The organism is Pseudomonas fragariae (ex Marin et al. 2024) (assembly GCF_059621105.1).
In genome coordinates, this window is record NZ_CM184369.1 from 4,379,891 (window position 1) to 4,405,883 (window position 25,993).

Consider the following 25,993-nt stretch of genomic DNA (forward strand, 5'->3'; position numbering starts at 1 on the left):
CAATGCGCTCAATGATGAAGGGTTCACAGCTCGATACCTTTCTGCGCACGAATACCGGCCTGAAACGCGTGCTTGACCACGCCGATCTCGGAAACGGTATCGGCCAGGTCGATCAATTCGGCTTTGGCACCGCGGCCAGTCACCAATACGTGCTGCATCGGCGGACGTGCCTGCAGATCGCTCAGCACCTGTTCGAGGTCGAGGTAGCCATGTTTGAGGGCGATATTCAGTTCGTCGAGCACCACCAGACCAATGGCCGGATCGCGAAGCATTTCCTGAGACACGGCCCAGGCGGCCTCAGCGGCGGCGATGTCACGCTGGCGATCCTGGGTTTCCCAGGTGAAGCCCTCGCCCATCACGTGATAGCGCACCTGCTCGGGGAAACGGCGGAAAAACATTTCTTCGCCCGTGCTGTTGCGGCCCTTGATGAACTGCACCACGCCACACTGCATGTCGTGGCCCATGGCCCGGGCGAGCATACCGAACGCCGAGCTGCTCTTGCCCTTGCCATTGCCGGTCAACACCAGCAGCAGGCCGCACTCGTTGGGCGAGCTGGCAATACGCTGGTCCATGAAGGCTTTCTTGCGCTGCATGCGCGCCAGATGGCGTTCGTCGCGTTCGGGGGATTCGTTCATCTGGGTTCTCCGCTCGGGGCAGGCGACAACAGACGGAAGGACAGCACTGGACAGCACGGCAACGCCCTGCACAGAACATCACCCTCCGTGATGTCATTGAATGATTCAGGCCGGTCTCCGGGCTCATGAGCGGGTCACCCCGGCTGCGCGCCTTCCCATGTCGAAACACAGTGGCGTCAGGCACAGCCTTGACTCATTTACCGTTGCGGGGGCAGCGCCGGGATCGGATCTGTCGACCCACACCGGCTTCCCTGTTTCACTCTGCCAATCGAGGATTGCAGAGCACCTGAAACAAACCGCGAAGGGTAGAGGGTTGGACCGGGAGCGTCAATCGACACCGTCGCCGCGGAACGTGATTGAACCTAGCGGGTTGGCGGTGCCTCTATCAGTTACTGGACCACGCCTTTGTTAATGGAGATCGATCATGTTCAAACTCAGACCCCACTACGCAGTGTTGCTGCTGGTCGCCGGCGGCCTCGCTGCCTGCGGCGAGTCGTCGAGCCTGCAAGTCTCGGATGGAACAGGCCCCTCGCCCAAGCTGCCGGAGCCCAACAAGACGCTGATTCCGACCGTCAACATCGCCCCTGCCGTAGGCTGGGAAAAAGGCGCCAGGCCGGTCGCCGCGCCGGGCACACAAGTGGCTGCGTTCGCCGAGAACCTCGACCACCCGCGCTGGCTGTATGTGCTGCCCAACGGTGACGTGCTGGTGGCGGAAACCAATTCGCCCGCCAAACCGGATGATTCCAAAGGCATTCGCGGCTGGGTGATGGAAAAAGTCATGGGCCGCGCCGGTGCCGGTGTGCCCAGCGCCAACCGCATCACCTTGCTGCGTGACGTGGACAAGGACGGTGTGGCAGAGACGCGCACGGTTTTCCTGCAAAACCTCAATTCGCCGTTCGGCATGACCCTGGTGGGCAACAAGCTGTATGTGGCCGACACTGACCGCCTGATCAGCTTCCCGTATGAATCCGGGCAGACCTCGATCAGCGCGCAAGCGACCGAAGTGGTCGACCTGCCGGGTGGCACGCTCAATCACCACTGGACCAAGAACGTCATCGCCAGCAAGGATGGCAGCAAGCTGTACGTGACCGTGGGCTCCAACAGCAACGTGGCCGAGAACGGCATGGACAAGGAAGAAGGTCGTGCGGCGATCTGGGAAGTGGACGCGGCTACCGGTAACCACCGGATCTTCGCGTCCGGCCTGCGCAACCCCAACGGCATGGATTGGGAACCGAAGACCGGCAAACTGTGGACGGCGGTCAACGAGCGCGACGAGATCGGCAGCGACCTGGTGCCTGACTACGTGACCTCGGTGCAGGACGGCGCATTCTACGGCTGGCCTTACAGCTATTACGGCCAGCACGTCGACGAGCGCGTCAAGCCGCAGAACCCGGCACTGGTCGCCAAGGCGATTGCCCCGGATTACGCAGTCGGTCCGCACACCGCTTCGCTGGGCCTGGTGTTCGCCGACGGCAAGACACTGGCTGCACCGTTCAACGAAGGCTTGTTCATTGGCCAGCACGGCTCCTGGAACCGCAAACCGCACAGCGGCTACAAAGTGGTGTTCATTCCATTCAGCGGCGGCAAACCCAACGGCACCCCGGTCGATGTGTTGACCGGCTTCCTCAACAAGGATGAAAAAGCCATGGGTCGCCCGGTTGGCGTGGTCAATGACCAGCGCGGCGGATTGCTGGTGGCCGACGATGTCGGCAACAAGATCTGGCGCGTGACATCCGCCAAGGCTGCTCAGTAACGCCGAGCGTAGAGGTTTGACGCAGAGCGTTGCACGATAGTTGAGATCATCGTTCCCTACGCTCCAGCACTCGGCGTTACACACAAGCCCTGGAGAGCCCGGAATACGTGCCTTTCAGGGTTCTGCCCGAAGGGCGTAGGAGCGAACTTGTTCGCGAAGGCGGTGTTTCAGAAGATGCATTTTCGGCGATCATACCGGCCCTTTCGCGAACAAGTTCGCTCCTACGGCCTACGGCCAGAATCTAAAGTAACGTTGAGCGCTCCGCGTGGGCGTGGGCATGCAGTTCTGGACGCTCTTGAGTGCGCGCAGAGCAATCAGCGCGAAGCGCTTAAGGCCGATTCTGCGCCAGGCTGGACGGCTGAATCACGCGTTTGGCGTTGAGATAGGCTCTCTGCCAGTAAGGCTTGTCGAGGCTGTCGAGCTTGACCGTGCCGCCGGTGGCCGGCGCATGCACGAAGCGGCCTTCGCCGACGTAGATCCCGGCGTGGGACACCTGCGAACCGCCCGACGTGGCGAAGAACACCAGATCACCTGACTGCAATTGCTCGCGACGAATATTCGGTGCGCCCATCACGATCATCTCGCGTGTGGAACGCGGCAGGGAAATGCCCGCCGCATCACGATAGACATAGCCTATAAGACCGCTGCAATCGAAACCGGAGTCAGGCGTGTTGCCGCCCCAGCGATAAGGCGTGCCAACCAGCCCCAACGCACGAAACAGCACGTCTTCGGCAGCCGGAGAAAGAATCTGGGGAGGTGCAGTGACCACCGGACGCTGAACGATCCGGGGCGCTTTGGGCGGAGGCGGCGCGCTGGCGCAGGCACCGAGCAACGCAGCAACAGAGATGACTAACAGGCGCAACGCAATCGACATAACCACAACAACCTATCCGGATGCGGCTTACGCTGCCGAGAAGCTCAAAAACGCAGAAAGACCCGAAGGTCTTGTGCTGCGCGTTCTATTTATTTACGCCGCTTGGGCGCGGTCTTGACTGTAGTCGAAGTCATCGCCGTTGTCTGCGTTACTTCAGGTGTCGATTTTACTGCAACAGTACCCGGGGCCATCGCCAGAGGCCGCTTGGCCTCGATGAAGGTCTTGCTCCAGTAGGCGTCATCGAGGCTGTCGATTCGCACACCGCCGCTGCGGCGACTGCTGGAGTGGATGAACTGCCGATTACCGGCGTAGATCGCTGCGTGGCTGACCTGACCACGACCGCGAGTACTGAAGAACAGCACATCACCCGGCTGAAGCTTATTGCGCGCTACCAGAGGTGCGTTGACGTTGATCATTTCACGCGTGGAACGTGGCAGGCTCATGCCGGCCTCTTCGCGAAACAGATAACCGATGAAGCCGCTGCAATCGAAACCCGAAGAGGTCGACGTGCCGCCGAACTTGTAGCGGGTGCCGATCAGCGACTTGCCACGCTCCAGGATGCTGTCGGCCAGGGCCGGCAGTTGGTAAGACTTGTTATCAGCGAACTGGGACAGTTCGTCTTCGGTAGCGAGCTCGTCCTGCAGGACTGCCGCGTCGGCACGACGGGCTGCGGACTGGGCATTGGCGTTGATTGCACTCTGATAGCGTGGAACTGGCTGGGCCTGTTCCTGCTGTGCGACCGGCATATTGGCCGAGCAACCGAAGAGAAATGTAACGAGTGCGAGAGGCACGAGGGGTGCGAAGCGAACAACTTGCATGGGCACAACCGTGGCTGACTAGTTAAGATGGCGAGACTATGCCTTTTATGAAGGTGATTTGCAAATTCAATCGAACTAGATGTGACTTATGAGTTCGGCCATGACATGTGCCGCGCGGTACGGCAAAAAGACGTCCATCTGCGCGCTGTGATCCGTCGGCTGTGGATTGATTTCTGCGGTAAAACCCCCGGAAACCCTGGTGCGAATGACCGGTTCGTGAATGTAGGGGAAGCTTGCGGTGGTGCCAATACTCAACACTGCGTCATAGCCTTTAGCCAGCTGTTCATGCAGTGTTTCCAGCGCTTTTTCGGGAAGCATTTCCTGAAAAAGAACGACGGACGGTCGCAAAATGCCACTACATGCCGGGCATAAGGGGGGCAAAGGGCGCCGCAAGTGCTCACTCAATTGCGAATCCTCAGCACCGCAGGATTGGCAAAACAGTGGCGAGAGTTGCCCGTGAATTTCGATCAGGCGCTCCGGCGGACTGCCTGCCGCGCGATGGTAACCGTCGACGTTCTGGGTCAGTACCCAGCACTCGGGTTTGATGCGCTGCAACTGGGCGATGGCGTAATGCGCGACATTCGGCTCGCCACCCAGGCACGCCTTGCCCAGTTCGGCGATGTATTTCCAGCACAGCTCAGGATCACGACGCAGCATGGGCCCGGACAGGGCCATTTCGATAGGCAGGCCATCGTCGGTCTTGCCATTGTAGAGCCCGCCCACGCCACGGTAGGTCGGCAGCCCCGAATCGGCAGACAGCCCCGCCCCGGTGATCACCAGAATCCGTTTTGCATGGCGCAAGGCAGCCGCCGTCTGCATCAACAGCGCCTGATCTACCACCCGAGGGTCTCTTTAAGGAAGGGAATGGTCAGCTTGCGCTTTTCCTGGAGTGACGCCTGATCGAGGCGCTCGAGCAATTCGAACAACGCGCTCATGCTGCGTGTACCACGCGTCAGGATGAAATGCCCGACATCGTCGGTCAGGTGCAGGCCGCGCCGTGAAGCACGCAGTTGCAGGGCACGCAGCTTGTCCTCGTCGGACAGCCCGCGCATCTGGAACACCAGCGCCATGGTCAGGCGCGATTTCAGGTCGGGAAGCTTTACCGGCAGTTCGCGGGGCGATTTGGACGCGGCAATCAGCAGACGACGGCCGCTGTCACGCAGGCGATTGAACAGATGAAACAGCGCTTCTTCCCAGTCCGGCTTGCCGACGATCGCCTGCAGGTCGTCCAGACACACCAGTTCGTACTGCTCCAGATGATCGAACAGCTCGATGCCTTCATCTATGACTTCGGCCAGCGGCAGATACACCGCAGGCTCGCCCAACTGTTCGAAACGCAGGCAGGCAGCCTGCAGCAGGTGCGTGCGCCCTACCCCGTCCTTGCCCCACAGATAGATGAGGCTTTCGGTCCAGCCAGCGTCGGCTTCGCACAGCCGCTCGACATAGCCGAGTGCAGCGGCGTTGGCGCCTGGATAGTAATTGACGAAAGTGGCGTCATCACGCAGACGCACACTCAGGGGCAGCTGAATCGGTTTCATGCTGACTAACGGCTCATGCAAACCGTCAAGGGCCTCTGTGTAAAGAGCGCAAAGTTTATACCCGTGACGCTGGTCGCACAATGCGACAGACCTCAAGCAAAATCAAAGGTTTGCGTCAGGGTGAGTGAAGCGCCGCCCAGTACGGGGCGTTTGAAGGGGCGCATACCCTCAAGGCATGAGCCTCTTCACCGGGCGGCGAAGAGGCTTGCGTCGACCTTACAGCTCCGGATCTTCCGCGCCTGCGTAGATTTCCGAGTCCTTGTACAGATCATGCATGTGCCGCACCAGCACCATGATCACCGCCGCCACCGGCAGGGCCAGCAGAATGCCGGTAAAACCGAACAGCTCGCCACCCGCCAGAATCGCGAAAATGACCGCGACCGGGTGCAGGCCGATGCGATCACCGACCAGCAAGGGCGTCAGCACCATCCCTTCGAGGGCCTGACCGATCATGAACACCGCCACGATCCCCATCATCGGGTACAGGTCACCGCCAAACTGGAACAGCCCTGCCACCAGCGCAGAACCGATACCGATCACGAACCCCATATAAGGCACGATGGCCGCCAGACCGGCAATGACGCCGATCAGCAGGCCCAGCTCCAGTCCGACCAGCATCAGACCGGCCGCGTAGATCACGCCAAGGCCGACCATCACCAGCAACTGACCGCGTATGAACGCGCCCAATACTTCATGGCACTCGCCCGCCAGCTTGACGATTTGCGCTTCACGCTGACGCGGCAGCAGGCCACGAATCTTGCCGGTCATGATGTCCCAGTCGCGCAGCAGGTAGAAACACACCACGGGAATCAGCACCAGGTTGGTCAGCCAGCCGATCAGCGCCAGGCTGGACGCAGTAGCCTGGGACAGCACGATAGAGACGATGTCCCCGGCCTGGCCCATATGCTCGGAGATGGCTGCCTTGATCTTGTCGAACTTCCAGAACCCGTCTGCCAGCCCGAACTTGGCCTGGACCCACGGCAATGCCGCGTGTTGCAGCCAGTCGAGAATCTGCGGCGCCAGCTCGTAGAGACGGAACAACTGCTTGGCCAGCATCGGCACCAGAATCAGCAGCAATGCCATCAGCACCAGCGTGAACAGCCCGAACACGACCACCACACTCAGGGTTCTGGACAGTCCGGCACGCTCCAGGCGATCCACCAGCGGATCGCCCATGTAGGCCAATAACAACGCCACCAGAAAGGGAGTGAGGATTGGGTGCAACAGCACCACGAACGCGACCAGCAAGGCCAGCCCGCCGATCCAGAACCAACGCCGCATATCAGTCATCAACATCCCTCAAGCCAATGGAAAAGCGTTCTTGCCGGATTACCAGCGGAAATAAAGTTGTGGCGCGGACGCCGGAACAATCATCGGTGCGGGCGCAGGTGCCGGAACAGCAGCAGCTCCATTGGCTGGCGCAACCGGCGCAGTCGCATCGACAGGCGCAGCAGGCGGCGTTGCGGTAGCGGCTGCTTCGGCTGCGGGCACTTCCTGCAGTTTGGCCAGCGACAACTGCGAGCGTAGCTGATCGGTGCTGCCGCTGACCTCAAACACCACTTTGTCGCCTTCGACAGAACTCAGACGCACGCCGAACGGTTCGAGTAACTGAAGCAGTTGCGCATAGCGCTCAAGCGTCATGCCCTGAACCTGGATCAGCATGCCGGTCGACGCACCGGGCTTGGCAACGAAGCGCGGCGCCAGACGCTCGCTTACCGACAGCAGCACAGCATCGGCCAGCGCCTCGGAGCTGGCGCCGGTCGCGCTGCCCTGTTCACGCTGATCACCCAGCCACAAGCGCCATTTGCCCTGCCACTGACCGCCATCTTCCTTAGCATGCACAGCCAGTATCGCGTCGGCGCCATAGCGCTCGGAGGCTTCCTTGAGCGGTGCAGGGTCAGTGCCCTCCAGGGTCTTCGCATTACCGATGCCCTGCTCGCTCAAATCAGCCAGCGGCAGACGCAGCGGCAGTCCGCGGTGCTGAGCGGCCTGGCGCAAGGGTTCGGCGGCGGCCTGACCGTCGCCGACCAGATTCGAGCCTTCCACCGAATCATTCAGCCACCAGCCGAGAATCGACGGACGATTGTTGCCCCAGATCGACAGACCCGCATCGCGCAACGCGCGTTCGGTGGTTGCCGGATCGAAGTCGACCAGCAGGGTCTCCGGCGGTCCGGCCTCGTAACCGTACTGGCTGATGATCTGCTGCGGGTCCTTGCGCAGCGCGGCGATGGCCGAACCCTGCACGGCCTTGGCGTCGCCGGTCAGGCGCAGCACCAGGGTGTCGACGGCGGCCTGCGTGGCCCGCGTGCGCTCATCGGGCGACTGGCCATTGACCGGTTCGCGGACCTGATAAAGGTTGCTGACCGTCTCGGCAAGGCTGGGAAGGCTGATCAGGGACAGACAGCCGATTAGAAGAATTCTGGAAAAACGCATGGACAGTTCCCGAACGGAAAAAAGTGAAAAGAAGCTGTTTCAGCAGGTATGCAAGTCTGGGACAGACGTGAGCCCACCCATCATTCAGTTCGCGCATAAAGTACACCTTAAACGTCCAGGCTCGCACTCACAGGCCGCCGGGTTGAGTTTATTTGGTGCAACACCGCCCTGTTGTCGGCGCAAGGATGGCCCCTGATGAGCAAGCCTGATAAAATCGCGCGCCTTCGCAGACCGGCAATCGCCATGGCCCCAACATTACCACCGCATGACAGCGCGGTGCTGAACGGGCCCTAACGCAGCGGTCGATACCTCCGAATCCCCCCTAAAGGCCTGGATTTTCTATGAGCAAGCAACCCTCCCTGAGCTATAAAGACGCCGGTGTAGACATCGACGCCGGTGAAGCATTGGTCGAACGCATCAAGAGCGTCGCCAAGCGCACCAAGCGTCCGGAAGTCATGGGCGGCCTGGGAGGCTTCGGCGCCCTCTGCGAAATCCCGGCCGGCTACAAGCAACCGGTTCTGGTTTCCGGCACTGACGGCGTGGGCACCAAGCTGCGTCTGGCGCTGAACCTGAACAAGCACGACACCATCGGCATCGATCTGGTCGCCATGTGCGTCAATGACCTGGTGGTCTGTGGTGCAGAACCGCTGTTCTTCCTCGATTACTACGCCACCGGCAAGCTCAACGTCGACACCGCTGCTCAGGTCGTCACCGGCATCGGCGCCGGCTGCGAACTGGCCGGTTGCTCGCTGGTGGGTGGTGAAACCGCTGAAATGCCGGGCATGTACGAAGGCGAAGACTACGACCTGGCAGGCTTCTGCGTCGGCGTGGTGGAAAAGGCCGAGATCATCGACGGCTCGAAAGTCGCTGCCGGTGATGCCCTGCTCGCCCTGCCATCGTCCGGCCCGCACTCCAACGGCTACTCGCTGATCCGCAAGATCATCGAGGTGGCAGGTGCCGATATCGAAAACATCCAGCTGGACGGCAAACCGCTGACCGAACTGCTGATGGCACCGACCCGCATCTACGTGAAGCCGCTGCTCAAGCTGATCAAGGAAACCGGCGCGGTCAAGGCCATGGCCCACATCACCGGTGGCGGCCTGCTCGACAACATCCCACGCGTACTGCCGCAAGGCGCTCAGGCTGTGGTCGACGTCGCCAGCTGGCAGCGTCCGGCTGTGTTCGACTGGCTGCAGCAGCAAGGCAACGTTGCGGAAAACGAGATGCACCGCGTGCTGAACTGCGGCGTTGGCATGGTCATCTGCGTCGCTCAGGAGCACGTCGAAGCGGCCCTGAAAGTACTGCGTGACGCAGGCGAGCAGCCTTGGGTGATCGGCCAGATCGCCAGCGCTGCCGAAGGCGCCGCACAAGTAGAGCTGAAAAACCTCAAGGCGCATTGATGCCAGCCATCTGCGAAGTCGTGGTGCTGCTGTCCGGCACCGGCGGCAACCTGCAAGCGATGATCGACAGCTTCAAGGACGGGGCCAGCCCCGTCCGCATCCGCGCGGTGATATCCAACCGCGCAGATGCGTTCGGCCTGCAACGCGCCCGGGACGCAGGCATCGAAACCTGCGTACTGGATCACACCGCGTACGACGGCCGTGAGGCCTTCGATGCAGCGCTGATTGAACGGATCGACGCCTTTCAGCCACAGTTGGTGGTATTGGCCGGGTTCATGCGCATTCTCAGCGCAGGGTTCGTTCGCCACTATCATGGCCGTCTGCTGAATATCCACCCTTCCCTGCTGCCGCGTTACAAAGGCTTGCACACGCACAAGCGTGCGCTGGAGGCCGGCGACGCCGAGCATGGCTGCAGCGTGCATTTCGTTACCGAGGAACTCGATGGCGGCCCACTGGTCGTACAGGCAGTTATTTCGGTACAGTTGCACGACACGCCCGCAACGCTCGCGCAACGGGTCCATGTTCAAGAGCACCGTATTTACCCACTGGCCATTCGCTGGTTTGCCGAAGGCCGACTGAGCCTTGGTGAACAAGGTGCGTTACTCGATAGCCAGTTACTCCCGGCCAGCGGCCATCTGATTCGACATTAGGAGATACTATGCGTCGCGCTCTGCTCTTCGCTTTCGCTCTGCTCGCATTGCCTGCCGTACAGGCCGCAGACCTTCAACCCTTCTCCGCGAGCTACACCGCCGACTGGAAACAACTGCCCATGAGCGGCACGGCTGAACGCAGCCTGGAAGCCGGCGCCAATGGCACCTGGACCCTGAGCTTCAAGGCCTCGATGATGATCGCCAGCCTGACTGAAGTCAGCACACTGAAGGTCGACAAGGACACCCTGCTGCCACAGACCTACAATTTCGAGCGCAGCGGCCTGGGCAAATCCAAGAAGGTCGATCTGGCGTTCGACTGGAACACCAAGTTCGTCACCGGCACCGACCGTGGCGATGCGATCAAGCTGCCGCTCAACCGTGGCATTCTCGACAAGTCCACCTATCAGCTGGCGTTGCAACATGACATCGCTGAGGGCAAGAAGAGCATGAGCTATCAGGTTGTCGACGGTGATGAAGTAGACACCTACGACTTCCGCGTGCTGGGTTCGGAAAAAGTCACCACCAAGACAGGCCAGGTCGATGCGATCAAGGTCGAGCGCGTACGTGACCCGACGCAAAGCAAGCGCACCACCGTGCTGTGGTTCGCCAAGGATTGGGATTACCTGCTGGTCCGCCTGCAACAGGTCGAAACCGACGGCAAGGAATACAACATCGTCTTGCTGGACGGCACCGTCAACGGCAAGGCCGTCAAAGGCAGCTGATTGCCCTGACCGCCCGCACCACAGAGCCCCGCTTTTCAGCGGGGCTTTTTATTGGCTGAAGGCATGCGACGCACGATAGTTACGATCATCGTTCCTCACGCTCCAGCGTGGGAATGCAGGTCTCGACGCTCTGCGTCGTCAAGAGGACGCGGAGCGTCCAGAAAGGCATGCGACGCGGAGCGTCGCACGATAGTTGAGGTTATCGTTCCGCACGCTCCAGCGTGGGAATGCAGGTCTCGACGCTCTGCGTCGTCAATGAGGACGCGGAGCGTCCAGAAAGGCATGCGACGCGGAGCGTCGCACGATAGTTGAGGTTATCGTTCCTCACGCTCCAGCGTGGGAATGCAGGTCTCGACGCTCTGCGTCGCAAAAGAGGACGCGGAGCGTCAGGAAAGGCATGCGACGCGGAGCGCCGCACGATAGTTGCGATGATCGTTCCGCACGCTCCTGCGTGGGAATGCAGGTCTCGACGCTTTGCGTCGTCACGAGGACGCGGAGCGTCTGGAACGGCGTTTTCACGTGCGTTCGGACAGCCTCGAAGCACATGAAACATCCTTCATTTTGCCACCACCGCGCTGTAAGCCTCGCCATGCAAGGGCTGCAGAAGATCGATCAGTTTCTGACCACTGGGGAACCTGAACAGGCTATTTACTTAGGCAGCTAACAAATCCTATAAAAGAGTCCTGCGACACATCGCCGCAGTATCCAGAGGCCTGACCATCAAGGCCATCAAAGTCAGGAGCTTACTACTATGACTGTCAGAGTTACTGAACGCGACGACGCCCACCTCTCTCACGAAGCCGTTGCCGACGGCATCCAGATCTGGGATGTGCACCAACAGGACCAACTGGTAGGCATGTTCCACGTTGAGTCCGATGCCCTTCGCTATAAGGAAGAGCTGGAAGCGCTGGAAAGCCAGGGCAACCACTGAACAATTCTCAGAACAGGAAAAGACAAAACCCGCTGAATGCGGGTTTTGTTTTGACAACGCAATGACCGCGCCGCGGGCTTACCACATCAGATCGTCAGGCACCTGATACGCCGCGTACGGGTCGTCTGCATCCGGCGCTTCGGTCGGGGTGTTGAGCAGCACGATACGACGCGGGTCACGCTCCTGAATCTTCAGCGCAGCCTCACGCGGAATGATCTCGTAACCGCCGCCGTGGTGAACGATGGCCAGTGAACCGCTGCTGAGCTTGTTGCGCACCATGGCGTTGACCGGGATGCGCTTGACCTTCTTGTCGTCAACGAAGTTGTAGTAATCCTCGGTGATCAGCTTGGGCAGGCGCGACACTTCGATCAGTTGCTTGACCTGAGCGGTACGGGCTTTCTGCTCGACCTTCTCCTGCTGCTGACGGTTCAGCTCCTGGTCACGCCTGGCCTTCTCGGCCATGGCCTCCTGGGCCGCACGCTTTTGCGAGTCATCGGCCTGAGCCTGACCCTTGTGCACCAGACGCTGCTCTTTCTGCTTTTCTTTGCCGACCTGCTTGGCCTGCTTTTGGTTGACCAGACCTGCCTTGAGCAACTGATCGCGAAGGGAAAGGCTCATTGTCTACTCACTTATACCGTTACCGCACACTCAGCCGCAGCCGGGTGTGCTCTTTTCCTGACGTTTGGCTTCGCCCCACAACGCGTCCATTTCTTCGAGCGAGCACGCTTCGATAGGACGCTGCAGGTGACGCAAAGCCTGTTCAATGAATCGGAAGCGTCTGTCGAATTTGCTATTGGCCGAGCGTAGCGCAGTTTCCGGGTCGACCTTGAGGTGTCGGGCCAGGTTGACGACGCTGAACAGCAGGTCGCCGACTTCCTCGGCGATGCCCTCGGCGTCATTGTCGACCATGGCCTCGAGAATTTCATCGAGTTCTTCACGCACCTTGTCGACCACCGGCAAGGCCGCAGGCCAATCGAAACCCACTTGCGCTGCACGCTTCTGCAGTTTGGCCGCACGACTCAACGCGGGCAAGGCCCGGGGCACGTCGTCGAGCAGCGACAACTGCTCGGGCACACCGGCCTTTTCGGCACGCTCCTCGGCCTTGATTTCGTCCCAACGACGATTGACCTGCTCGTCGGTCAGGCGCGGCGTTTCTGCCGGCGCGTACAGCTCGCCGGTCGGAAACACGTGCGGATGGCGACGCAGCAACTTGCGGGTAATACCGTCGATCACATCGTCGAATTCAAACCGGCCTTCCTCTTTGGCCAACTGTGCATAGAAGACCACCTGAAACAGCAGGTCTCCCAGTTCACCCTTCAGATGGTCGAGGTCGCCCTGTTCGATGGCATCAGCCACTTCATAGGCTTCTTCCAGCGTGTGCGGCACGATGCTGGCGTAGGTCTGCTTCAGGTCCCACGGACAGCCGAACTGCGGATCACGCAGCCGGGCCATGAGGTGCAGCAGGTCTTGAACTGTGTACATAGGCTTCCTTCGGTCGCAGCGGTTTAGCTTCAAGCTTCAAGCTAGAAGCCACCGCAATCTGCTTTAGCTTTAGCTTTAGCTTGCAGCTTGCAGCTTATAGCTTATAGCTGCCCCTAGGGCGTCCTGTTCCTGCGCGTTTCAATGATGTTCGGCAACTGGGAAATGCGCCCCAGCAACCGCCCCAGCGCGTCCAGACCCGGAATCTCGATGGTCAGGGACATCAGCGCTGTGTTGTCTTCCTTGTTCGAACGGGTATTGACCGCCAGCACGTTGATCCGCTCGTTGAGCAGCACCTGGGTGACGTCCCGGAGCAAGCCGGAACGGTCGTAGGCACGGATGATGATGTCCACCGGATAGGTGAGTACCGGCACCGGCCCCCAACTGACCTGAATGATCCGCTCGGGCTCGCGACCGCCCAGCTGCAGCACCGAAGCGCAATCCTGACGGTGAATGCTGACGCCACGCCCCTGAGTGATATAACCGACGATCGCATCGCCCGGCAGCGGCTGGCAGCAGCCGGCCATCTGCGTCATCAGGTTGCCGACGCCCTGAATCTGAATATCGCCACGCTTGCCGGGCTTGTAGCCGGTGGCCTTGCGCGGGATCAGCTCCAGCTGTTCATTGACGCGATCAGGCTCAACCTGCTGCTGAGCCAGATTGACCAGTTGCGCCAGACGCAGATCGCCCGCGCCCAATGCCGCAAACATGTCGTCGGCGGTCTTGTGATTGGCCTTGTCCGCCAGCTTGTCGAAATCGACCTGCGGTAACGCCAGGCGCGCCAGTTCGCGTTCGATCAGGGTTCTGCCGGCGGCGACGTTCTGGTCGCGAGCCTGCAACTTGAACCAGTGAACGATCTTGGCCCGCGCACGCGAGGTGGTGATGTAGCCCAGGTTCGAGTTCAGCCAGTCGCGGCTCGGCGTACCGTGCTTGCTGGTGATGATCTCGACCTGCTCGCCGGTCTGCAGGCTGTAGTTGAGCGGTACGATGCGGCCATTGATCTTCGCACCCCGGCAGTTATGGCCGATTTCGGTGTGCACCCGATAGGCGAAGTCCAGCGGTGTCGCGCCCTTGGGCAGGTCGATGGCGTGGCCATCCGGGGTGAAGACGTAGACGCGGTCAGGCTCGATATCAACCCGCAACTGATCGGCCAGACCGCCGATGTCGCCCAGCTCTTCATGCCATTCGAGCACCTGACGCAGCCAGGAAATCTTCTCTTCGTAATGATTGGAGCCGGATTTGACGTCGGTGCCTTTATAGCGCCAGTGCGCACAAACGCCCAGCTCGGCCTCTTCATGCATGGCGTGGGTGCGAATCTGCACTTCCAGCACCTTGCCTTCCGGCCCGATCACCGCGGTGTGCAGCGAGCGATAGCCGTTTTCCTTGGGGTTGGCGATGTAATCGTCGAACTCTTTGGGAATATGCCGCCACAAGGTGTGCACGATACCCAGCGCGGTGTAGCAGTCGCGCATTTCCGGGACCAGCACACGCAACGCACGCACGTCATAGATCTGGCTGAACGCCAGGCCCTTGCGCTGCATTTTGCGCCAGATGGAGTAGATATGCTTGGCACGGCCGCTGATGTCAGCGGTCACGCCGGTGGCCTGCAGCTCGTTATCGAGTTGAGACATGACGTCGCTGATGAAGCGCTCGCGGTCCAGCCTGCGTTCATGCAGCAGCTTGGCGATCTGCTTGTATTGATCGGGCTCCAGGTAGCGGAAGGACAGGTCCTCCAGCTCCCATTTGATGTGACCGATACCCAGGCGGTGAGCCAGCGGTGCATAGATGTCGAAGACTTCGCGAGCCACACGGTTGCGTTTTTCGTCGTCGGCATTCTTCACCGCACGAATCGCGCAGGTACGTTCGGCCAGCTTGATCAGCGCAACGCGAACGTCGTCGACCATCGCCACCAGCATCTTGCGCAGGTTTTCCACCTGCGCCTGACTGCCGAGCACCAATGACTGACGAGGGCTGAGACTGGCGCTGATCGCGGCCATGCGCAGCACGCCGTCGATGAGTTTGGCGACCGTTGCGCCAAAGCGCTGCTCGACGTCCGGCAGCGCAATGAGACCTTCACGCACGCCACGGTAAATGACCGCAGCGACCAGCGAGTCCTGATCCAGCTTGAGGTCAGCCAGGATCTCCGCGATTTCCAGACCGGTCTGGAAACTGGAGGTGCCCTCTGCCCAATGATTCTTGTGAGCCTTGTCGGTCTGCTCGGCTTCCCGGGCAAATTCACAGGCCTTTTTCATGACTTCCCGGTCCAGGACCAGGTCGACGCTGACAATATGATCGAGCCACGCGTCGAGATTGATACTGCCGTCTGTGTTTATCGGCTGGTTCGCTCTCACCTGTACCATGCTGCTTACCTTCCCTACGGCGCGATGAATAGCGCCATCAGTCGCCAGCCTTCTGAGCGAATGCCACTTGCCGGGCAAGCAAGGACCGGCATTCGCGGGCCAGTCGGATTAAATGAGATTCCTTGTCAGCAACGAACTCGTTCCAGTGAACGCCGCTCACTTACTCATTTCAAATAAAGCCATCGCCTCGACATGCGCCGTCTGAGGAAACATATCGAGGATTCCGGCACGTTTTAATCGGTAGCCCTGACGGATCAGTTCGACCGCGTCACGAGCCAAAGTTGCCGGGTTGCATGAAACATAAAGCAGTCGCCGGGCCCCCGTCTTTCTGATCTGGCGGACCACTTCAAAGGCTCCGTCACGCGGTGGGTCCAAGAGTACCGCAGAAAACCCCTCTGCCGCCCAGTCGGCCTGTGTCAGCGGCTGGGAAAGATCCGCCTGAAAAAACCGCACATTGTGCAGATCATTACTCATTGCGTTGACGGCTGCACGCTCGACCATGGTCGCAACGCCTTCGACCGCCACCACGTCCCTGGCCAGCCCCGCCAGTGGCAAGGCGAAATTGCCCAGACCACAGAACAGATCCATGACACGCTCATCTTTTGCAGGCGCCAGCCATTGCAGGGCCTGCTCGATCATCGCGGTATTGACCGCCGCGTTGACCTGAATGAAATCTCCCGGTCGCCAGGCCAGTTGCAGGTTCCACGGCTCCAGCCGGTAGCCCAGCGTATCGCCGGGGCTGGCCGGTTGCGGCTCGCCTTCGCCGTGTAGCCACAGCTGCGCGTCGTGCCTGGAGCAAAACGCCTGCAACAGCGCCAGGTCGGCCTCGGCAAGCGACGCGGTGTGGCGCAACAACACGGCAGTCGCAACCCCACTGAACAGCTCGACGTGACCCAGCACCTGCGGCTTGCTGAAACTTTTCAGCATGCCAGGCAACTCATTCATGATCGGTTGCAAGGCTTGTACCAGCACTGGACAGTGTTCGATGCTGACGATGTCCTGGCTGGCGGCTGCGCGGAACCCCACATCCAGCCTTTTGGCCTTGGCATCCCAGCGAACCGCGACCCGCGCGCGTCGGCGATAGGCCAGCTCGGCACCACTCAAAGGTGCCGCCCATTCATCCGGCACCACGTTCGCCACGCGCAGCAACTGCTCGGCGAGCATGCGCTGTTTCAGGGCAAGCTGTTCCTCATGGGGCACATGCTGAACACTGCAGCCGCCGCAGCGACCGAAATACTCACAGGCCGGAGCGCGACGCATGGCGCTGGCAGTGAACACCCGCTCGGTGCGCGCCTCGACGACCTTGCCGCGCGCATTAAGTACGCGCGCCTCGACCTCTTCGCCCGCCAGACTGCCGGCGACAAACCAGGTTTTACCCTCGAGAAAGGCGATACCGCGACCGTCGTCGGACAGCCGCTCAATGGTCAGCCGCTGCTTTTTACCGGCAGGAATCTGTACGGTTTTAACGCCGCCCGCAGGCTGAAAGCGCAAACCTCTTTCATGCTTGGCCATCAGTTGGGCGAATCATAGACGCCGGTCGACAGGTAACGGTCGCCTCGGTCACAGATGATCGCCACAATCACGGCGTTTTCGACTTCACGGGAAATACGCAATGCCCCGGCGACCGAGCCACCGGACGACACGCCACAGAAGATGCCTTCTTCGCGAGCGAGGCGGCGCATGGTGTCTTCGGCTTCGCTCTGGCCCATGTCGATGATGCGGTCGACACGGTCCGACTGATAGATTTTCGGCAGGTATTCCTGCGGCCAGCGGCGAATACCGGGGATCGAAGCGCCCTCCATCGGTTGCAGACCGACGATCTGCACGTCGGGGTTCTGCTCCTTGAGGTAGCGCGAGGTGCCCATGATGGTGCCGGTGGTGCCCATCGAACTGACGAAATGGGTCACGGTACCGCCCGTCTGCCGCCAGATTTCCGGACCGGTGGACGTGTAATGCGCCTCGGGGTTGTCGCCATTGGCAAACTGATCGAGCACCTTGCCACGGCCTTCGGCCTGCATGCGCTCGGCCAGATCACGGGCACCTTCCATGCCGTCATCCTTGCTGACCGAAATCAGCTCGGCGCCATAGGCGGTCATCGCGGCCTTGCGTTCGGCACTGGAGTTGTCCGGCATGATCAGAATCATACGGTAGCCCTTGATCGCCGCAGCCATGGCCAGCGCGATTCCGGTATTGCCGGAGGTGGCTTCGATCAGCGTGTCACCCGGATGGATCTGGCCGCGCAACTCGGCGCGGGTGATCATCGACAAGGCCGGGCGGTCTTTTACCGAACCAGCGGGGTTGTTACCTTCGAGTTTCAACAGGAGGGTATTGCTGGTATTACCCGCCATGCGTTGCAGACGCACCAGCGGGGTGTTGCCGACGCAATCGGCAATGGTTTGATACTGCAGGGTCATGGCGTCTTCGCAATCCAGACTGCGGGGGGTGCCTATCATAACGGCAAACGGCCAAAGCCCATATCACGCAAAGTGCGCTGCTTATTCCCAAAAAGAATAACCACCGATTTTTCCGCTGCCACCCCGCCCTGCATAGAGAGTTAGGTGCCCATGCCGACGGTAAATGGCTAAACTCATCCCCTTGTGCCGATACAGCAAGGCAGCCGATGCCTGATATCGACGGACTGATACGTGTTGCCGGAGGAAGAGCGTGCTGACCAAGCTGGGTATAAAAGGCCGTGTGCTGCTACTGACTATTTTGCCTGCCAGCCTGATGGCGGCGATGCTCGGTGGCTATTTCACCTGGATGCAGTTGAGCGAACTGCAAAGCCAGCTGCTGCAACGCGGCGAAATGATCGCCCAGGATCTGGCGCCCCTTGCCGCCAATGCACTGGGGCGCAAGGACAAAGTGCTGCTCAGTCGCATCGCCACCCAGACGCTGGAGCAGACCGACGTGCGCGCCGTGTCGTTTCTCGACACCGATCGCACGGTACTGGCCCACGCCGGGCCGACCATGATCAGCCCGTCGCCGATTGGCAGCGGGTCGCAGTTGCTCAGCTCGACCGGCACCGACGCCACGCGCTACCTGCTGCCGGTATTCGGCAGTCAACGCCACCTGACCAGCCCGATCATTCCTGCCGAAGCCGACACCCTGCTGGGCTGGGTCGAGCTTGAAATATCCCATAATGGCACGCTGCTGCGCGGCTACCGAAGCCTGTTTGCCAGCCTGCTGCTGATCCTCACCGGGCTGGCGTTCACCGCAACCCTCGCGGTACGCATGAGCCGCACCATCAACGGGCCGATGAGCCAGATCAAACAGGCCGTGTCGCAACTCAAGGACGGCAATCTGGAAACCCGTCTGCCACCGCTGGGCAGCCGCGAGCTGGACGAGCTGGCGTCGGGCATCAACCGCATGGCGGCGACGCTGCAGAACGCACAGGAAGAACTGCAACTGAGCATCGATCAGGCGACCGAGGATGTCCGGCAGAATCTGGAGACCATCGAAATCCAGAACATCGAACTGGACCTGGCCCGTAAGGAAGCGCTTGAAGCAAGCCGGATCAAGTCGGAGTTCCTGGCCAACATGAGCCATGAAATCCGCACGCCGCTCAATGGCATTCTGGGCTTCACCCATTTGCTGCAGAAAAGCGAACTGACGCCGCGCCAGTTCGACTACCTGGGCACCATCGAGAAGTCCGCCGACAACCTGTTGAGCATCATCAACGAGATTCTCGACTTCTCGAAGATCGAGGCCGGCAAGCTGGTGCTCGACAATATCCCGTTCAACCTGCGCGACCTGTTGCAGGACACCCTGACCATCCTCGCCCCGGCGGCGCACGCCAAGCAGCTGGAACTGGTCAGTCTGGTGTACCGCGATACGCCACTGGCGCTGTCCGGCGACCCGCTGCGTCTGCGGCAGATCCTGACCAATCTGGTCAGCAACGCGATCAAGTTCACCCGCGAAGGCACGATCGTCGCGCGCGCCATGCTCGAAGATGAAACCGAAGAGCACGCGCAACTGCGCATCAGTGTGCAGGACACCGGGATCGGCCTGTCCAGTCAGGATGTGCGAGCGCTGTTCCAGGCCTTCAGCCAGGCCGACAACTCGCTCTCGCGCCAACCGGGCGGTACCGGACTGGGTCTGGTGATCTCCAAGCGCCTGATCGAACAGATGGGCGGTGAAATCGGTGTCGACAGCACACCGGGCGAAGGTTCGGAATTCTGGATCAGCCTGAAACTGCCCAAGGCCCGCGAAGACAAGGAAGAATCACTCAATATTCCGCTCGGCGGCCTGCGCGCCGCAGTGCTTGAACATCATGACCTGGCGCGTCAGGCGCTGGAGCATCAACTGGAAGACTGCGGCCTGCAGACCATCGTGTTCAATAACCTGGAAAACCTGCTCAACGGCGTGACTGCAGCGCACGAGACGCCAGCGGCCATCGATCTGGCGGTACTTGGCGTGACGGCGCTGGAAATCTCTCCGGAACGGTTGCGCCAGCACATCTGGGACCTGGAAAACCTCAATTGCAAGGTCATGGTGCTGTGCCCGACCACCGAGCACGCGCTGTTCCAGTTGGCCGTCCACGATGTCTACACGCAACTGCAGGCCAAGCCCGCCTGCACGCGCAAACTGCAAAAAGCCCTGTCCGAGCTGATCGCGCCGCGAGCGGTGCGTGCCGACATCGGCCCGCCATTGTCGAGCCGTGCACCGCGAGTGCTGTGTGTGGACGACAACCCGGCCAACCTGCTGCTGGTGCAGACCCTGCTCGAAGACATGGGCGCTGAAGTGGTCGCTGTCGAGGGCGGCTACGCAGCGGTCAATGCCGTGCAACAGGAAGCGTTCGACCTGGTGTTGATGGACGTGCAGATGCCCGGCATGGACGGTCGGCAGGCTACCGAGGCGATCCGCGCCTGGGAGGCCGAACGCAACCAGAGCTCGCTGCCGATCGTGGCCCTCACCGCGCATGCGATGGCCAATGAAAAACGCTCACTGCTGCAAAGCGGTATGGACGACTACCTGACCAAGCCGATCAGCGAACGGCAGCTGGCGCAGGTGGTGCTCAAGTGGACCGGGCTGGCGCTGCGCAACCCTGCGCCGGAACGCCAGAATGAAGCGCTCGAGGTGCACGTCGGGCCGCTGGTGCTGGATCATGAAGAAGGGTTGCGCCTGGCTGCGGGCAAGGCGGATCTCGCCGCCGACATGCTGGCCATGCTGCTGGCCTCCCTGGACGCTGACCGCGAAGCCATTCGTGTGGCGCGTGCCAACCAGGATGTACACGCCTTGATCGAACGCATCCACCGTCTGCACGGCGCAACGCGTTATTGCGGCGTTCCCCAGCTGCGCAGTGCCTGCCAACGCGCCGAAACCCTGCTCAAGCAGAACGCCCCGCACACCGAAGAGGCCCTTAACGATCTGGACAAGGCCATCATTCGCCTGGAAGCCGAGGCGCGGGTCATGGCTTGAGCGTGCGGCGCGACACCTTTCGTGCCTGACGCTCCAGCGTGGGCGGAGCATGTTAGGATGCGCGCAATTTTGGAGGACCCATGGTCGAACACGATTTTCGCTACAGCATGCTCAACCCCCAGCACACACTGACCGAATGCCGCACGCTGGCGCCCGGTCGCTACCAGGTCACCGGCAACGGCGGCTCGATTCACGACAACGACCAGTTGCTGGTGACCATCAAAGGCAGCAAAAGCCTGCACATGCGCCTCACCGTCGAGAAAGTCCGGCACCTGATCAACCCGCCCGGCCAGTGGATTGCGGTGGCTAAAGGCCCGGTATTCGACGAGTTGGCGATCCATCAGTGGAAAGTGCATTGCGACAGCTGCGCCGCCGAACTGAACTTCGAGTTCATGGTAGAGAGCAAGCTGGGCGTCAAGGCGCAGAAACCGGCCGCTACCGCGCGCATCGCGGAGCTGGGCTGGAAAACCGATGGCGAGAAGCACTTCTGCAAGAAGTGCCAGGAGAAAGCGGCATGAAACAGTTTGCGCTCCTGAGCCTGATCGGCGGCGCGCTGCTGGTTGGTTGTACTGCTGACCCGCTGCCGATCCAGCAGGATCACAGCTATGTAACCGAGTGGATCGGCGAACGTCCGCTGATCGATAACAGTCGCTTGACCATGACGCTGGGTGCCGATGGCCGGGCGTATGGCAATGCGGGCTGCAACCATTGGTTCGCGCCCTATACGCTGAACGATCACAGCATCAGTTTCGGCCCGCTGGGCAGGACGCGCAAGATGTGTGCGCCGGCGTTGATGGAGCAGGAGCAGCGTTTTATCAAGGCGATGAGCAGTGTGCAGCGCTGGGATATCTCGCCCATCGAGCAGTTGCGTCTGTGGCCAACGCAGGGCAAGCCGTTGCGTTTCTGGCTGGAAGATAGCTGATTGTAACTATCGTGCCGAAGCTCAGCGTAACTTGCGACGCAGAGCGTCTAGAACTGCATTCCCACGCTGGAGCGCAGGGAACGATCACTATCGTGCGACGCTCCGCGTCGCATGCCGTTCTGGACGCTCCGCGTCCTCGTTGCTACGCCAAGCGTCGAAAATCGATCCGATCAGCCCTCGCCGCGCAGTGTCTTGAGCTTCTGGATCACGGTCGCGGCTGATTGTTCGCCGAGCAGTTGTTCGCGCATTTTGCCCTTGTCGTCGATGATGTAGGTCACCGGCAGCGCCTCGGAGGGCGGCAGGCTGTATTGCTCGGCTGGGTCCTGAGCGAGCACGGTGAATTTGATGCCCAGTGCATTGGCAGCGTTTTTCAGTTCGTCGCCCTGCAGGTTGTCGAAGTTGACCCCCAGCACGGTGACTTTCTGGTCCTTGAGCTGTTCGGACAATGCATTGAACTCCGGAACCTCTGTACGGCAGGGGCCACACCATTCGGCCCAGTAGTTGACCACCAGCCAGTGCCCCTTGATGCGTTCGCTGGCGACCTTCTGGCCATTCTGATCATTGCCCAGGTCCACGCCACATCCGCTGAGCAGCAAGCTGCCGAAAAGTATCACCGCTGCTGTTAATCGCCTTGCCATTTGCTTGTTTCCTCGCCCCGTTCAACCTGCAATTACTTATACCCACGCCACGACTATTGACCATTCGATATGTCGGACAGTGCCATCGCTGGTTAGAATACGCCACCCACACAAGATGCGACGAGCAAATGACCGATCTGACGCTGTATCACAACCCGCGCTGCAGCAAGTCCCGCGGCGCGCTGGAACTGCTTCAGGCCCGCGGCCTGACGCCGGACATCGTCCTGTACCTGGAAACCCCGCCCGACGCCGACAGTGTGCGCGACCTGCTCGGCAAGCTGGGCATCGGTGCCCGGCAACTGCTGCGTACCGGCGAGGACGATTACAAGCAACTCAATCTGGCCGACCCGAGCCTGAGCGACGAGCAGCTGATCGCCGCCATGGCCGCTCACCCCAAACTCATCGAACGACCGATTCTGGTCGCTGGCGACAAGGCTGTCATTGGCCGCCCACCCGAGAACATTCTGGAGCTGCTGCCGTGAGCACACCCTACATTCTGGTCCTTTATTACAGCCGCAACGGCTCCACCAGCGAAATGGCCCGGCAGGTTGCCCGCGGCATCGAACTGGGCGGCATGGAAGCGCGGTTGCGCACCGTGCCCGCCGTTTCCGCCGACTGCGAAGCGACCGCCCCCGAGATTCCGGAAAGCGGCGCGCTGTACGCGACCCTCGACGACCTGAAAAACTGCTCCGGCCTGGCACTGGGCAGCCCGACGCGCTTCGGCAACATGGCCGCGCCGCTGAAATACTTCCTCGACGGCACCAGCAACCTGTGGCTGACCGGCGCACTGGTCGGCAAACCGGCTGGCGTCTTTACCTCCACCGCCAGCCTGCACGGCGGTCAGGAAACCACGCTGATGTCGATGCTGCTGCCCCTTCTGCACCACGGCATGCTGATCATGGGCCTGCCCTATAGCGAATCGGCGCTGCTGGAAACCACCGGGGGTGGCACGCCCTACGGTCCCAGCCATCACGCAGGTGCCGACGGCAAGCGCGCGCTGGACCGTCATGAAACCGACCTGTGCCGCGCACTGGGCCAGCGTCTGGCCAGGACCGCGGTGCAACTGGACGCGCCGCGCAGTTGAACCGGCAGAACGCCGGGGGCTTTCAGTTAAATCGTAAACTTGCAGGGCAAGGGTCGGTCTGACCCCTTGTCCTGCCTGTTGAATTTCTTTGGAGAACCGATGCACGACTACAAATGGCTGAACGAGTATTGCCTGAATCGATTCGGCTCCGCCAAAGCTCTGGAAGCTCATCTGCCCTCCCCCAAGACACCCAGACAACTGCAAGCCATCAGCGCCGACCGCTACCTGTCGACCATGGCCCTGCGGGTTTTCCGCGCAGGCCTGAAACACAGCCTGGTAGACGCCAAATGGCCAGCGTTCGAGGAAGTGTTCTTTCGCTTCGACCCGGAGAAAGTCGTGCTGATGGGCGCCGATCATCTGGAGCGACTGATGCAGGACGCGCGCATCATTCGTCACCTGGGCAAGCTCAAGAGCGTGCCGCGCAACGCGCAGCTGATTCTGGACATCGAGCAGGAGCATGGCAGTTTCGGCACGTTCATCGCCGAATGGCCGGTCGATAACATCACCGGCCTGTGGCAGTACATCGCCAAACACGGCAACCAGATGGGCGGCCTGTCAGCGCCGCGCTTTCTGCGCATGATCGGCAAGGACACCTTCATTCCGACCTGGGATGTGGTTGCCGCCCTGAACGCGCAGGATATCGTCGACCGTGTGCCGAGCAGCAAACGCGATCAGGCGATCGTGCAGGACGTCTTCAACCAGTGGCACGCAGAAAGCGGTCGGCCGATGTGCCAGCTGTCAGCCATGCTGGCGTTCACCGTCAACCACTGAGCATTGTCAGATATTCACCACATTGACGAACCGTGATGCTGCGGTTTCGTCGATGCGCAGATTGGTGAAGTCGAACAGGTTGCGATCGGCCAGCTGCGAGGGCTGCACGTTCTGCAGGGCGCGGAAGATGCTCTCCGTGCGGCCCGGTGTCTTGCGCTCCCAGTCCTGCAGCATCTCCTTGACCACCTGACGCTGAAGGTTTTCCTGCGAGCCGCAGAGGTTGCACGGGATGATCGGAAACTGCTTGAGGTCCGAGTAGGCCTGGATGTCCTTCTCGTGGCAGTACGCCAACGGACGAATCACCACGTTGCGGCCGTCATCGGCACGCAGCTTGGGCGGCATGGCCTTGAGCGAGCCATTGAAGAACATGTTGAGAAAGAATGTCTCGACGATGTCGTCACGGTGGTGCCCGAGCGCCATCTTGGTGGCGCCGATCTCGTCAGCGAAGGTGTACAGCGTGCCGCGACGCAGCCGTGAACACAGGGAGCAGGTGGTCTTGCCTTCCGGGATCAATTCCTTGACCACTGAATACGTGTCTTTCTCGACGATGTGGTACTCGATACCCAGTTCTTTCAGATAGGCAGGCAGCACGTGTTCAGGGAAGCCGGGCTGCTTCTGGTCCATGTTGACCGCCACGATGTCGAACTTGATCGGCGCGACCTTCTGCAGGTGCATCAGCACGTCGAGCATGGTGTAACTGTCCTTGCCGCCGGACAGGCAAACCATGACCTTGTCACCCTCTTCGATCATATTGAAGTCGGCAACCGCTTCGCCGGCCAGCCGACGCAGACGTTTCTGCAGTTTGTTCTGATTGACTGAAAGGGTGCCCATGTATGGAAATATCCGCTGACGATAGCTTGAGAAAAGCCGGGCATTTTACCCGTAACCGACCATTCGTTAAATATGCTGCGATCGTGCTGTTCAGACAGGCGAACAGACTGGAGCAAAAATGACCACCGGGCGGCTGGCGTGTTCAGAGCTTAGCCACATTGCGGCATACTTGGCGCACTGGAGAACCCTAAAGCATGCCCGACCAACTCAATTCACGCGTCGAAACCTGTTACCAACAAGCCGAAGCCTTCTTCAAGCGCACCTTCAAACGCCCGGTGGTCAGTTTCCAGTTGCGCGGTCAGAAGGCCGGTGTCGCTCACCTGCATGAAAATCTCCTGCGCTTCAACCCGCAGCTTTACAAGGAAAACGCCGAAGACTTCCTGCGCCAGACCGTGCCCCACGAAGTCGCGCACCTGATCGCCCATCAGCTGTTCGGTGGCAGCATCCAGCCACATGGCGAAGAATGGCAATTGATCATGCGCGGCGTCTATGAACTGCCGCCCAATCGCTGCCACACCTACGCGGTCAAGCGGCGCAGTGTGATCCGTTACATCTACCGCTGCCCGTGCCCCGACAGCGACTTCCCGTTCACCGCGCAGCGTCATGGCATGGTTCGCAAAGGACGGCGCTACCTGTGCCGCCGCTGCCGCGAGACGCTGGTGTTCAGCGGCGAGACGCGCACGGAATAGTCCTCCGATAAACAGCAGGCATAAAAAAACCCATCCGAAGATGGGTT

General features: G+C 60.7%; 26 protein-coding genes and 1 riboswitch. Of the genes, 12 read left to right on the forward strand and 14 right to left on the reverse strand.

The annotated features are described in order from the left end of the window. Positions 1-23: 23 nt before the first annotated feature. Positions 24-635, reverse strand: coding sequence for a cob(I)yrinic acid a,c-diamide adenosyltransferase (gene cobO / locus AC54XV_RS18945; protein WP_003393737.1), 612 nt, complete (start codon positions 633-635; stop codon positions 24-26). Positions 636-726: 91 nt separating this feature from the next. Further along, positions 727-940, reverse strand: a riboswitch (cobalamin riboswitch). Between the two features lie 119 nt (positions 941-1,059). Between cobO and AC54XV_RS18950 the strand changes: the two genes are divergently transcribed. Beyond that, positions 1,060-2,388 (forward strand): PQQ-dependent sugar dehydrogenase, encoded by a 1,329-nt coding sequence (locus tag AC54XV_RS18950; protein WP_104652878.1) that lies wholly within the window; start codon positions 1,060-1,062, stop codon positions 2,386-2,388. Between the two features lie 328 nt (positions 2,389-2,716). On the opposite strand, the gene AC54XV_RS18955 is transcribed toward AC54XV_RS18950, so the two are convergent. From AC54XV_RS18955 to AC54XV_RS18980, 6 genes are all read right to left on the reverse strand, one after another. Next, positions 2,717-3,262, reverse strand: coding sequence for a C40 family peptidase (locus AC54XV_RS18955; RefSeq protein WP_003369637.1), 546 nt, complete (start codon positions 3,260-3,262; stop codon positions 2,717-2,719). Positions 3,263-3,351: 89 nt separating this feature from the next. Continuing rightward, on the reverse strand, positions 3,352-4,080 hold the full coding sequence (locus AC54XV_RS18960; RefSeq protein ID WP_011268584.1) for a C40 family peptidase: 729 nt from the start codon (positions 4,078-4,080) through the stop codon (positions 3,352-3,354). 75 nt (positions 4,081-4,155) lie between these two features. Next, positions 4,156-4,920 (reverse strand): NAD-dependent deacylase, encoded by a 765-nt coding sequence (locus AC54XV_RS18965; RefSeq protein WP_162886629.1) that lies wholly within the window; start codon positions 4,918-4,920, stop codon positions 4,156-4,158. Then, positions 4,914-5,618, reverse strand: coding sequence for a DnaA regulatory inactivator Hda (gene hda, locus AC54XV_RS18970; RefSeq protein WP_003369632.1), 705 nt, complete (start codon positions 5,616-5,618; stop codon positions 4,914-4,916). Before hda ends, AC54XV_RS18965 begins: the two co-directional genes overlap by 7 nt. A 216-nt stretch (positions 5,619-5,834) precedes the next feature. Further along, the gene (locus AC54XV_RS18975; RefSeq protein ID WP_003404282.1) at positions 5,835-6,908 is read right to left on the reverse strand and encodes an AI-2E family transporter; all 1,074 of its coding nucleotides are present in this window, start codon (positions 6,906-6,908) and stop codon (positions 5,835-5,837) included. A gap of 39 nt (positions 6,909-6,947) precedes the next feature. Continuing rightward, positions 6,948-8,051 carry a DUF2066 domain-containing protein gene (locus AC54XV_RS18980; protein WP_496717126.1) on the reverse strand — a complete coding sequence of 368 codons (1,104 nt, stop codon included), beginning with the start codon at positions 8,049-8,051 and terminating at the stop codon, positions 6,948-6,950. Positions 8,052-8,392: 341 nt separating this feature from the next. Here AC54XV_RS18980 and purM point away from each other — a divergent pair, with 341 nt between their 5' ends. From purM to AC54XV_RS19000, 4 genes are all read left to right on the forward strand, one after another. After that, positions 8,393-9,451: a phosphoribosylformylglycinamidine cyclo-ligase gene (gene purM / locus AC54XV_RS18985; protein ID WP_011268588.1), complete on the forward strand. Its 1,059-nt coding sequence runs from the start codon at positions 8,393-8,395 to the stop codon at positions 9,449-9,451. Then, entirely contained in the window at positions 9,451-10,101 is a 651-nt protein-coding gene (purN, locus tag AC54XV_RS18990; RefSeq protein ID WP_003404287.1) for a phosphoribosylglycinamide formyltransferase, read from the forward strand. The genes purM and purN overlap by 1 nt, the downstream gene beginning before the upstream one ends. A gap of 8 nt (positions 10,102-10,109) precedes the next feature. Then, positions 10,110-10,823, forward strand: coding sequence for a DUF3108 domain-containing protein (locus AC54XV_RS18995; RefSeq protein ID WP_003369623.1), 714 nt, complete (start codon positions 10,110-10,112; stop codon positions 10,821-10,823). Positions 10,824-11,574: 751 nt separating this feature from the next. Continuing rightward, positions 11,575-11,754 (forward strand): hypothetical protein, encoded by a 180-nt coding sequence (locus tag AC54XV_RS19000; protein ID WP_002554613.1) that lies wholly within the window; start codon positions 11,575-11,577, stop codon positions 11,752-11,754. A 78-nt stretch (positions 11,755-11,832) separates the two neighbouring features. Here AC54XV_RS19000 and AC54XV_RS19005 read toward each other — a convergent pair whose 3' ends face one another. The 5 genes from AC54XV_RS19005 to cysM form a co-directional block, all read right to left on the reverse strand. Continuing rightward, positions 11,833-12,372: a DUF2058 domain-containing protein gene (locus AC54XV_RS19005; protein WP_003407712.1), complete on the reverse strand. Its 540-nt coding sequence runs from the start codon at positions 12,370-12,372 to the stop codon at positions 11,833-11,835. A 30-nt stretch (positions 12,373-12,402) separates the two neighbouring features. Continuing rightward, complete coding sequence (gene mazG, locus AC54XV_RS19010) at positions 12,403-13,236, reverse strand: nucleoside triphosphate pyrophosphohydrolase (protein WP_011268591.1); 834 nt, start codon at positions 13,234-13,236, stop codon at positions 12,403-12,405. A gap of 113 nt (positions 13,237-13,349) precedes the next feature. Beyond that, positions 13,350-15,593: a GTP diphosphokinase gene (gene relA / locus AC54XV_RS19015; RefSeq protein ID WP_011268592.1), complete on the reverse strand. Its 2,244-nt coding sequence runs from the start codon at positions 15,591-15,593 to the stop codon at positions 13,350-13,352. A gap of 156 nt (positions 15,594-15,749) precedes the next feature. Next, positions 15,750-17,105: a 23S rRNA (uracil(1939)-C(5))-methyltransferase RlmD gene (rlmD, locus tag AC54XV_RS19020; protein ID WP_024640383.1), complete on the reverse strand. Its 1,356-nt coding sequence runs from the start codon at positions 17,103-17,105 to the stop codon at positions 15,750-15,752. Further along, the gene (gene cysM / locus AC54XV_RS19025; RefSeq protein WP_003407727.1) at positions 17,105-18,007 is read right to left on the reverse strand and encodes a cysteine synthase CysM; all 903 of its coding nucleotides are present in this window, start codon (positions 18,005-18,007) and stop codon (positions 17,105-17,107) included. Before cysM ends, rlmD begins: the two co-directional genes overlap by 1 nt. Positions 18,008-18,257: 250 nt before the next feature. On the opposite strand from cysM, the gene AC54XV_RS19030 reads away from it, so the two are divergent. The 3 genes from AC54XV_RS19030 (at position 18,258) to AC54XV_RS19040 (ending at position 21,933) form a co-directional block, all read left to right on the forward strand. Then, the gene (locus AC54XV_RS19030) at positions 18,258-21,011 is read left to right on the forward strand and encodes a response regulator (RefSeq protein ID WP_011268595.1); all 2,754 of its coding nucleotides are present in this window, start codon (positions 18,258-18,260) and stop codon (positions 21,009-21,011) included. A gap of 80 nt (positions 21,012-21,091) precedes the next feature. Beyond that, complete coding sequence (locus AC54XV_RS19035) at positions 21,092-21,529, forward strand: hypothetical protein (protein WP_003407729.1); 438 nt, start codon at positions 21,092-21,094, stop codon at positions 21,527-21,529. Beyond that, complete coding sequence (locus AC54XV_RS19040) at positions 21,526-21,933, forward strand: META domain-containing protein (protein WP_003407731.1); 408 nt, start codon at positions 21,526-21,528, stop codon at positions 21,931-21,933. Before AC54XV_RS19035 ends, AC54XV_RS19040 begins: the two co-directional genes overlap by 4 nt. Before the next feature lie 170 nt (positions 21,934-22,103). On the opposite strand, the gene AC54XV_RS19045 is transcribed toward AC54XV_RS19040, so the two are convergent. Continuing rightward, the gene (locus AC54XV_RS19045) at positions 22,104-22,571 is read right to left on the reverse strand and encodes a TlpA disulfide reductase family protein (protein ID WP_011268596.1); all 468 of its coding nucleotides are present in this window, start codon (positions 22,569-22,571) and stop codon (positions 22,104-22,106) included. A gap of 128 nt (positions 22,572-22,699) precedes the next feature. Between AC54XV_RS19045 and arsC the strand changes: the two genes are divergently transcribed. The 3 genes from arsC (at position 22,700) to AC54XV_RS19060 (ending at position 24,426) form a co-directional block, all read left to right on the forward strand. Beyond that, the gene (gene arsC, locus AC54XV_RS19050; protein WP_024659880.1) at positions 22,700-23,053 is read left to right on the forward strand and encodes an arsenate reductase (glutaredoxin); all 354 of its coding nucleotides are present in this window, start codon (positions 22,700-22,702) and stop codon (positions 23,051-23,053) included. Next, complete coding sequence (gene wrbA, locus AC54XV_RS19055; protein ID WP_003418197.1) at positions 23,050-23,655, forward strand: NAD(P)H:quinone oxidoreductase; 606 nt, start codon at positions 23,050-23,052, stop codon at positions 23,653-23,655. The genes arsC and wrbA overlap by 4 nt, the downstream gene beginning before the upstream one ends. 99 nt (positions 23,656-23,754) lie before the next feature. Beyond that, positions 23,755-24,426: a DNA-3-methyladenine glycosylase I gene (locus AC54XV_RS19060; RefSeq protein ID WP_024652778.1), complete on the forward strand. Its 672-nt coding sequence runs from the start codon at positions 23,755-23,757 to the stop codon at positions 24,424-24,426. 6 nt (positions 24,427-24,432) lie between these two features. Here the strand turns inward: AC54XV_RS19060 and ttcA are convergent, their stop codons facing one another. Beyond that, positions 24,433-25,257 carry a tRNA 2-thiocytidine(32) synthetase TtcA gene (gene ttcA / locus AC54XV_RS19065; protein WP_011268597.1) on the reverse strand — a complete coding sequence of 275 codons (825 nt, stop codon included), beginning with the start codon at positions 25,255-25,257 and terminating at the stop codon, positions 24,433-24,435. Positions 25,258-25,451: 194 nt separating this feature from the next. On the opposite strand from ttcA, the gene AC54XV_RS19070 reads away from it, so the two are divergent. Continuing rightward, entirely contained in the window at positions 25,452-25,946 is a 495-nt protein-coding gene (locus tag AC54XV_RS19070) for a SprT family zinc-dependent metalloprotease (RefSeq protein WP_024652777.1), read from the forward strand. Positions 25,947-25,993: the final 47 nt, after the last annotated feature.